This is a genomic window from Accumulibacter sp. (genome assembly GCF_029255285.1).
GTDB lineage: Bacteria > Pseudomonadota > Gammaproteobacteria > Burkholderiales > Rhodocyclaceae > Accumulibacter.
Genome location: NZ_JAPUVI010000111.1, coordinates 19,098 through 27,882 on the forward strand (window position 1 = coordinate 19,098; position 8,785 = coordinate 27,882).

Here is an 8,785-nt window from a genome sequence, read left to right on the forward strand (position 1 = left end):
GGAATAGCCTCAAGCCGCCAGGGCTTCTGCCTGGAAGACGCGGATGTGACGTGGACACAGCGACACCTGGTCACCCTCCGAGAACCCCAACAAGTGGAAAACGTCCCGGGCGACCGTGACCTCGATCAGTTCGCCGTCGAGGCGGCTCAGCTCGATCTGTGCACTCGGTCCAACCGAAACGACGCGGGCGATCGTCGCCGGCAAACCACCGCCGGCTCCCCATCCTGGAACGATATCGAACTCGTGTGGCCGCACGAAAGCCACGGCCTTTCCCTCACTGCCGCCCTGAGCGCCGAGCGCAAGTGCGTGCTCACCGAGATGCAGATGCCCATCCTCGACCCGGCCATGGAACAGATTGACCGAACCGAGAAAATTGGCAACGAAGGGCGTCGCAGGGTGGTCATACACCGACTCCGGCGTGCCGATTTGTTCGACCTTCCCCTTGTTGATCACCACCACCCGGTCGGATACCTCGAGCGCTTCCTCCTGGTCGTGCGTGACAAAGACGCTGGTGACGTGAATTTCGTCATGCAGTTGCCGCAGCCAGCGCCGCAACTCCTTGCGCACTTTGGCATCGAGGGCACCGAAGGGTTCGTCGAGGAGCAGCACCTTCGGCTCCACCGCCAGCGCACGGGCCAGAGCGATGCGCTGGCGCTGGCCACCGGACAGTTGCGACGGATAACGATTGGCCAGCCAGTCGAGTTGCACCAGTTCCAACAGCCGTTTGACTCGCCGCTGGATCTCGGCGTCGGCGAGGCGCTCGCGCCGCGGCTTGACGCGCAGACCGAAAGCGACATTGTCGGCGATGGTCATGTGACGGAAGAGCGCGTAGTGCTGGAAAACGAAACCGACTTGTCGGTCGCGGACATGGCGAGCGGAAGCATCATCGCCTTCGAGAAGAATCTGACCCTGATCGGCGAAGTCGAGACCGGCAATGATCCGCAGCAGAGTCGTCTTGCCGCAGCCGGAAGGGCCCAGAAGTGCGACAAGTTCGCCGGAGGGAATGTCGATGGAAACGTCATCAAGTGCCTTGAAGGCGCCGAACTGCTTGCTGATGTGACGGATGGCAATACTCATGACTCACTCTCCGGACTTTTCGGTAATTTCCTGCAACTGCCGACGCGTCTGCTTTTCGACCAACGTCTTAAGAGCCAGCGTGACGATGGCCAGCAAGGCCAGCAGCGAAGCTACGGCAAAGGCGGCGGCGTAGTTGTATTCGTTGTAGAGAATCTCGACATACAAGGGCATGGTGTTGGTCTGACCGCGGATGTGCCCGGAGACCACCGATACCGCCCCGAACTCGCCCATCGCACGGGCGTTGCAGAGGATCACCCCATACAGCAGCCCCCACTTGATTTTGGGCAAGGTGGCGTACCAGAACACCTGCCAGCCGGAAGCGCCGAGAACCACCGCCGCCTCCTCTTCCTCGCTGCCCTGCGCTTCCATCAACGGTATCAGTTCGCGGGCGACGAACGGAAAGGTGACAAAGATGGTCGCCAGGACGATACCGGGCACCGCGAAGATGATCCGGATGTCGTGCGCTTGCAGCCAGGGTCCGAACCAGCCCTGGGCGCCGAACAGCAACACGAATATCAGGCCCGAGATCACCGGCGAGACCGAGAATGGCAGATCGATGAAAGTGATCAGCAGACGCTTGCCCGGGAACTCGAACTTGGCAATCAGCCAGGCGGCAGCAACGCCAAACACCAGGTTGAAGGGAACGGCAATCGCGGCAGTGATCAGCGTCAGCTTGATGGCATCCCAGGCGTCGCGGTTGATCAGCGCTGCCAGATAGGCACCCCAACCCTTGCGCAGGCCCTCGGCGAAGACCGTACCCAACGGCAGCAGCAAAAATACGGCGAAGAACGTCAACGCGACGGTGATCAACGCCGCCTTGACCCAGGCCGGTTCGCGGGTACTTGCCGTTTCGTGACGCTCCAGACTGCTCGCGTGCAGTGCAACACTCGTACTCATGTCAGGAACCCTTGGCGTGACGATTCTGCATCCAGCCCTGCAGGCCGTTGATGATCAGCAGGAGGAGAAAGGAAAAGATCAACATCACCGAAGCAACGGCCGTGGCGCCCGCGTAGTCATACTGTTCCAGCTTGGTGATGATCAGCAGTGGCGTGATTTCCGACACCATCGGCATGTTGCCGGCGATGAAAATGACCGAGCCGTACTCGCCGACGGCGCGGGCGAAGGCCATGGCAAAGCCGGTCAGCAGCGCTGGTGCGATGTGGGGCAGGATGATCCTGCAGAAGGTCTGCCAGCCGGAGGCGCCAAGACCGGCGGCGGCCTCCTCGACTTCCTTTTCCAGATCGGCGAGCACCGGCTGTACCGTCCGTACGACAAAAGGCAGGCCGATGAAGACCAGTGCCAGCAGAACGCCGTTGGGCGTATACGCGATCTCGATCCCCCGGGGCTCGAGCACCTTGCCAATCGGGCCGTTCTCGGAATAAATCGTCGCCAGAGCGATGCCGGCAACCGCCGTCGGCAGGGCGAACGGGAGATCGACCAGAGAATCGATCAGGCCCCTGCCAGGGAAATGGTAACGCACCAGTACCCAGGCGAAGATCAGCCCGAAGACCACGTTGATCGCCGCAGCAAGCAGCGAAGCGCCGAAACTGAGCTGATAGGAAGCCACGACCCGCGGACTGCTGACAGCGGCCCAGAAAGCATCCCAGCCCATCGTCAGCGTCTTGGTCCCCACCGCCGTGAGCGGAATGATCACGATCAACGCCAGGTAAACCAGCGTGTAGCCCATGGCCAAGCCGAAGCCGGGTAACGGACTGAAGCGCCTTAGGCTGGCCATGCTTGCCTCCCGAAACAAAAACCCTGATTCATTCGTGGCTCCCGCCGCAATGCAGCATTCAATGCGCAGAGTTTACGGGCCACGATTTATGATGGGAAATACGGAATTCTGAAAAGTTAATTCATAATCGGTATAAAGAAAAAGCGGATGGCCCAAAACCACCCGCTTCCCCGCACCGCTGCCGGAGGTTCAGCGCTTGCCACCGGGAACGTAGATCTGGTCGAAGACGCCGCCGTCGGAGAAGTGGACCTTCTGCGCGTTCCGCCAGCCACCGAACACCTTGTCGACCGTGACCAGCCTGGTCTTGACGAACTGTTTCGAATACTTGGCGGCGATCTGCGCGTCGGTCGGACGATAGAAGTTCTTGGCAGCCAACTCCTGACCGTCCGATGAATACAGGTACTCAAGGTAGGCCTGAGCAAGCTTGCGCGTACCGCGCTTGTCGACCACCTTGTCGACTACCGCAACCGGCGGCTCAGCCAGGATGGATAGCGACGGCGTCACGATTTCAAGCTTGTCTGCACCGACCTCCTTGAGCGAAAGGTAGGCTTCGTTTTCCCAGGCAATCAGGACATCGCCGATGCCACGTTCAACGAAGGTCGTCGTCGAACCACGTGCCCCGGAGTCAAGGATCTTCACATTGCGATAGACCTGGCCGACGAACTCCCTGGCCTTGGCTTCGCTGCCGCCCGGCTGTTCCAGCGCATAGGCCCACGCGGCCAAGTAGTTCCAGCGAGCGCCACCGGAGGTTTTCGGGTTCGGCGTGATGATCGACACGCCCGGCTTTACCAGGTCGTTCCAGTCCTTGATGCCCTTGGGGTTGCCCTTGCGCACCAGAAAAACGATGGTCGAGGTGTAAGGCGAAGAATTGTGTGGCAGCCGTTTCTGCCAGTCGGCCGGTAGCAGCCCGGCGTCGGCGATGGCGTCGATGTCATACGCCAGCGCCAACGTCACCACATCGGCCTGCAGGCCTTCAATCACGCCACGGGCCTGCTTGCCCGAGCCGCCGTGCGACTGGTTGATGGTGACGTTGTCGCCGGCCTTGGCCTTCCAGTGTTTTGCAAAAGCGGCGTTGAAGTCCTGATACAGTTCGCGCGTCGGGTCGTAGGAGACGTTCAGGATCGAGATATCGGCCGCGCCAGCGCTACCGGCAACCAGCGCACCTGCCAGCAAGCCGGCGAGAAAACGTTTCAGCTTCATGAGGACTCCGTTCAAGTAGGGGTGGAACGAAGTCTAGGAAGATGGTACCCAACGGCCAACGACTCTTTGCTTATTTGCTTATTTGCTTATTCAGAGATGCGCGAGAGCTATTGCCTCGCGCAGCAATTCTTGTCGTCCGCGGACGGTTGTTCTCTGAGGACCGTATACCCGTGGGTCTGGAGAACACGCATGGCCTTTTTCAGCTTCGTGACTTCCTTCGCGGAGGCCGCAAGGTCCCGCGACCGCGCACTGCGGGTGTCGTCAGCAAGCTCGTAGCCCTGGCATCGCAACCAGTCGACGATCTTCGCCAGACCCTTACTGCCGATTCCCTCGGCACGTTCCAGGCGCCGGTGACCGAGCTGGGCGACCTCACCCGGAGTGAAATCGGGACGCTTAAAAACCTTTCTCAGGGCATTCTTTTGCATAGTGGGCAGTTGCCAATGCGCCAGCACCATGCAGTCTGGCTGCTCGCCGGCGCTGGATCCAGCGCTCGTCGTCTCCGGTATGGCGTGATGCGACGTCCCGTTGGCCCTCAGCGTACGGCCGTCCGCAGTCCGCCAGCCGGCGTCTGAGCGATGCTGGCAATCCGGCATTTTCATCGCGGCACCCCTGGAAAATCTACGATCAACGATGCCCTGAGATTAGACATGCGGTAGCGGCAAGCAAAGCAAGAATTTCGTATAAGCATATTCAGCCAAAGCCGGCTTCCGAGCACGCTGGTCGCACCACTTCGGGCTCCGACGCCAGTCGGCGAAATCGCTATTTGCTTATTGGAAATAAATTGTTTTCGACGCTCTTGGCCGTTGGCATCATGCGCGGCGTGGCGGCTTGCTCCGGCAGGCCGGGAAAAGGGAAGAGCATGAACGACAAGGCGACAAGGTGAAATGGCGAGTCTGCTCAGCGCGCTCCTCTCGATGAGCCTGGTCCTGGCCACGGGCGGCGCTTTGGCGCAAGCTGCCACCGCCGCCAACGGCGATGCCGCTTTCATCCTTTCCGGAAAGTCCCCGATACCGGCGTCGACAGCGCAACCGTTCACGCCCGACACGACGAGGGAGCCGGTCACGCCGGAGGCACGGCGAAAGTCGGTTCAGAGTGCGCCGGCGCAGCCAAGGCTTCCGATCCGTGAGCTGTTCAAGCTGATGACCTACAAGGTCGAAGCGCAGCCGGGTCTCTCCCGGGATGATGTCATCACCTCAATGAAGCAGCGGGTAAGCAAGATCGATCTGAAGCTCATTGGCGCCCACCTGGTCCACAAGGAGGTCGAGGCAATCGCCGGTCAGCCAACGCCGAAGGTCGAAATCTACCGCTTTAGTGACGCACTGCTGGCGCGGGAACTTCGCGATTGCAGCCCTGAGTCGGCGATCTTTCCACCCTGCCACATCGCCGTCGTCGAAGACGCTCAGCAGAACATCTGGCTGAGCAAGCGCGACTGGGATGTGAGTTTGAGCAATGCCGCGCCAAATCGCCGCAAGCTGCCGGACCGTCTCTATCAGGCTGCTTCCAGACTGCGCAAGGAGGTGATGAACGATCGACGCAAGTTAACGGCACTTACCACGACGGCGCGGCTCGCACGCTTCCTGGGAAATCCCCGCGTGGCCGGGGCCGGCGGGCGCAACTTTAATGTCTTCAACGCCCGTAGCCCGAAGTCGGCGTATGCCGCTCTGAGATTGTCGGCGCCAGGAGAAAGTGCGGAAATCGTCAAAATGACGCCCATCGAGCGCGACAAGCAGTTCATATCCTGCCACGCCTCCAATGAAGTCCTCGGCGGTAACCGCCCAAACGATTCGCCGGTTCAGGGCTGCGATGGACTCACCAGGACCTGGGGAATCCGGCTGGTGAACGCCTCGGTGACCGGTATTGATGCCGACAGGCGCCGCATCCGGACGGACAGCGCAGGCGATTTCGAATGCGACCGCCTTGTTCTCTCCCCCGGCTTCGACTTCATCCACGGAGGCATCGAAGGCTACGACGCCAAGGCACTGATGCCCAACACCTGCCACTCGCTGGTCGACGAAAAGCGGGCCATCCACGTGTGTCCGGTGCACCGTGACGACTCCGAAAATAACCGGCCGCTGGTCGCGGAAGGCTCGGGTGGTGTGCCGAAGGAAGTGTCGGTGGAACAAGGCTCCCCCTACACGCGAGCCTGGGCGACAACCATCTGGAAGAACAACCTGTCCTGATCGGCCGATCCATGGAAACCATCCTCATCGTCCCGGGCCTGCGCAACAGTGGCCCACACCATTGGCAAACCTGGTTCGAAACCACGCTCTCCAATACCCGGCGGGTCGAACAAGCCGACTGGGAGCGGCCCCTTCTTTCCGAGTGGGCAACACGAGTGCGCGAAGCAATCGACGCGGAGAGCGATCCGGTATGGATTGTTGCCCACAGTTTTGGTTGCCTCGCTGCCGTCAGCGCCGCTCTCGTCTGTGCGAGCCGAGTCCGTGCGGCCCTGCTCGTGGCGCCTGCCGATCCCGATCGCTTTGAGGAGACCGCTGCGCTCGCTGAGGAGCGACTCACCTTTCCCAGCCTGGTCGTAGCCAGCAATAACGATCCGTGGGTACGGAGCAGCGTCGCCGAATACTGGGCAGGCATCTGGGGTAGCAGTTACCGGAACATCGGTGACGCAGGCCACATCAACATCGACTCGGGTTACGGCCCATGGCCGGAAGGCCTTCGCTTGTTCCAGGAACTGCGCCAGCAGGTGCTGGCTTTCACGGGGTGAGCACCACGGGCGCAGAAGCTTATGCGCTGGTGACCCATGTTCTTCGCAAGTCTTCATCGTTGTCTGGGTGATTTGCGCTGGATTACCTTTCATTGCTGCGCGCGGAACCCTGGTATTGGCTTTTCCCGACATCTCACGAGCGACCACCACCCGAAACCTGACCCCCTTCTCGAGGAATACCGATGTCCCGACTCCTCAGACACATCGCCAATATCGCTGCGTCTATTTTTTCTACGATCGGCACTGCTGATGCTGCAGAGCAACCGCGGGAAATCCGCCTCGACTACGCCCACTATGCACCGCTGAGCCTGGTCCTCCAACGCTCTGGCTGGCTCGAGCAGGAATTCAAGGCCGACAATTTTCCGATCAACAGCCTGTATATTCGCTCGCGGCCGGAAAGGACGACGCTGGTCGTGCCCAAGGATTCGCCGATCAAGTCGGTCAGGGATCTCAAGGGCAGGAAGGTTACCGCAACCAAAGGCACCGGCCCCTATCTGTTCCTGCTGCGCAGCCTGCACCAGGAGGGAATGAAGAAGACGGACATCGAACATGCCAGTCTCCAACATGCCGACGGTCGGACGGCTCCCGAACAGGGAAAAGTCGATACCTGGGCCGGCCTCGACCCACTGACGGCGGCCAGCGAGATTGATGCCGGCTCGAAGCCGATCTGCCGCAGCATATCGTTCAACACCTACGGCTTCCTCGACACCACGGAATGGTTCAGCTGGCGGTATCCGGAACACGTCAAACGCGTCATCGCCGCGTACGAGAAGGCTCGCGAGTGGATCGTGACCAACCCCGAGGAGACGGCCAAAATCGTCGCCGAGGAAGCGAAGCTGTCATTACTGGTCGCCAAGCCACAATTGACGCGTATCGGGTTCAGCAGCCCGGTGCACGGTAGCGAGCACATCAAGGTCCTCAAGTCTGCTGCGCCAATTCTGATCGAGGAAGAACGGGTCAGGAAGGAGACCGACGGCAACAAGGTGCTTGACGATCTCGTCGATCCCTCCTGGGCCAAGGCCGTTGAGAGCAGAGGAGAGCGGGGATGACTGAAATCAGCATTCCGGCTTCGGCCGCGATTGCCGCCACCAGCCGCTACGACGCCAGGGGACTGATCCGCCGCACTCAGGGCCTCCTGGTTCCCGGCATCCTCGTCATTGTCTGGGAAGCGGTCGTGCGTGCCGGTTGGGTCAGCGCGCACCTCCTGCCGCCGCCAAGCGAACTGGTCACGACATTGGCAGATCTCGCCGGCAATGGGGCGCTCGCCGGCCATATCGGTGTCAGTGGTCTGCGCGTCCTCATCGGTTTCTGCATCGGTGCCGGGCTTGCTGTCGCGATCGGAGCCGCGGTCGGACTGTCGCGGCGGACGGAGGCGTTGCTCGATCCGACCTTCCAGGCGCTGCGCGCCATTCCGTCGCTGGCCTGGGGACCGCTGTTGCTCCTCTGGTTGGGGGTTGACGAGGCGCCAGGAATCACGCTGATCGCCATCGGTGCCTTCTTCCCGGTCTATCTCAACTTCGTCGCCGGCATCCACAACGTGGACCGCAAGCTGGTCGAGGTCGGCGGCATCTACGGCCTGACCGGTTACCGGCTGATCGCCCGCATCTTCCTGCCAGCCGCCCTGCCCAATCTCTTCACCGGTCTGCGCAGCGGCCTGTCGCTGTCCTGGATGTTCCTGGTTGCTGCCGAGCTGATTGCGGCTACGCGCGGGCTCGGCTACCTGTTGACCGACGGCCGCGAAACCGGCCGCGCCGACCTGGTCATCGTCGCCATCATTGTCCTGGCTCTGCTCGGCAAGACCAGCGACAGCCTGCTGCGCTGGCTCGAGGACCGGCTGCTCGGGTGGCGCGACGTTCATGACAGCCGTCCGTCCTGAGGAATATCCCCATGTCACACGATCTGCTCGACTTGGCGGTTGCCGCCAAGGATTTTCAGTCGCTTAGCGTCATCAAGAACGTCCGCTTCGGCATCGACCCCGGCGAGATCGTGAGCCTGGTGGGACCCAGCGGCTGCGGCAAGAGCACGCTGCTGCGCATCATTGCCGGTCTCGA

10 protein-coding genes are annotated in these 8,785 nt (G+C 61.3%); 5 read left to right on the forward strand and 5 right to left on the reverse strand.

The window, feature by feature from the left end; genetic code table 11:
• Positions 1-9: 9 nt before the first annotated feature.
• The 5 genes from Q1M07_RS17975 to Q1M07_RS17995 form a co-directional block, all read right to left on the reverse strand.
• On the reverse strand, positions 10-1,077 hold the full coding sequence (locus tag Q1M07_RS17975) for a sulfate ABC transporter ATP-binding protein (RefSeq protein WP_300456325.1): 1,068 nt from the start codon (positions 1,075-1,077) through the stop codon (positions 10-12).
• 3 nt (positions 1,078-1,080) lie between these two features.
• Positions 1,081-1,974, reverse strand: coding sequence for a sulfate ABC transporter permease subunit CysW (gene cysW / locus Q1M07_RS17980; RefSeq protein ID WP_300456328.1), 894 nt, complete (start codon positions 1,972-1,974; stop codon positions 1,081-1,083).
• A 1-nt stretch (position 1,975) separates the two neighbouring features.
• Complete coding sequence (gene cysT / locus Q1M07_RS17985; protein ID WP_300456331.1) at positions 1,976-2,812, reverse strand: sulfate ABC transporter permease subunit CysT; 837 nt, start codon at positions 2,810-2,812, stop codon at positions 1,976-1,978.
• 189 nt (positions 2,813-3,001) lie between these two features.
• Positions 3,002-4,012: a sulfate ABC transporter substrate-binding protein gene (locus tag Q1M07_RS17990; RefSeq protein ID WP_300456333.1), complete on the reverse strand. Its 1,011-nt coding sequence runs from the start codon at positions 4,010-4,012 to the stop codon at positions 3,002-3,004.
• A gap of 107 nt (positions 4,013-4,119) precedes the next feature.
• Positions 4,120-4,611 carry a hypothetical protein gene (locus tag Q1M07_RS17995; protein WP_300456337.1) on the reverse strand — a complete coding sequence of 164 codons (492 nt, stop codon included), beginning with the start codon at positions 4,609-4,611 and terminating at the stop codon, positions 4,120-4,122.
• Between the two features lie 540 nt (positions 4,612-5,151).
• Here Q1M07_RS17995 and Q1M07_RS18000 point away from each other — a divergent pair.
• From Q1M07_RS18000 to Q1M07_RS18020, 5 genes are all read left to right on the forward strand, one after another.
• Positions 5,152-6,192 carry an FCSD flavin-binding domain-containing protein gene (locus Q1M07_RS18000; protein ID WP_300456340.1) on the forward strand — a complete coding sequence of 347 codons (1,041 nt, stop codon included), beginning with the start codon at positions 5,152-5,154 and terminating at the stop codon, positions 6,190-6,192.
• Between the two features lie 11 nt (positions 6,193-6,203).
• Positions 6,204-6,734: an alpha/beta hydrolase gene (locus Q1M07_RS18005; protein ID WP_300456343.1), complete on the forward strand. Its 531-nt coding sequence runs from the start codon at positions 6,204-6,206 to the stop codon at positions 6,732-6,734.
• Between the two features lie 182 nt (positions 6,735-6,916).
• The gene (locus Q1M07_RS18010) at positions 6,917-7,783 is read left to right on the forward strand and encodes an ABC transporter substrate-binding protein (RefSeq protein WP_300456345.1); all 867 of its coding nucleotides are present in this window, start codon (positions 6,917-6,919) and stop codon (positions 7,781-7,783) included.
• Positions 7,780-8,610 carry an ABC transporter permease gene (locus Q1M07_RS18015; RefSeq protein ID WP_300456348.1) on the forward strand — a complete coding sequence of 277 codons (831 nt, stop codon included), beginning with the start codon at positions 7,780-7,782 and terminating at the stop codon, positions 8,608-8,610. The genes Q1M07_RS18010 and Q1M07_RS18015 overlap by 4 nt, the downstream gene beginning before the upstream one ends.
• 11 nt (positions 8,611-8,621) lie before the next feature.
• Positions 8,622-8,785: ATP-binding cassette domain-containing protein (locus Q1M07_RS18020; RefSeq protein WP_300456353.1), on the forward strand; the 164-nt coding region annotated here is incomplete at its 3' end.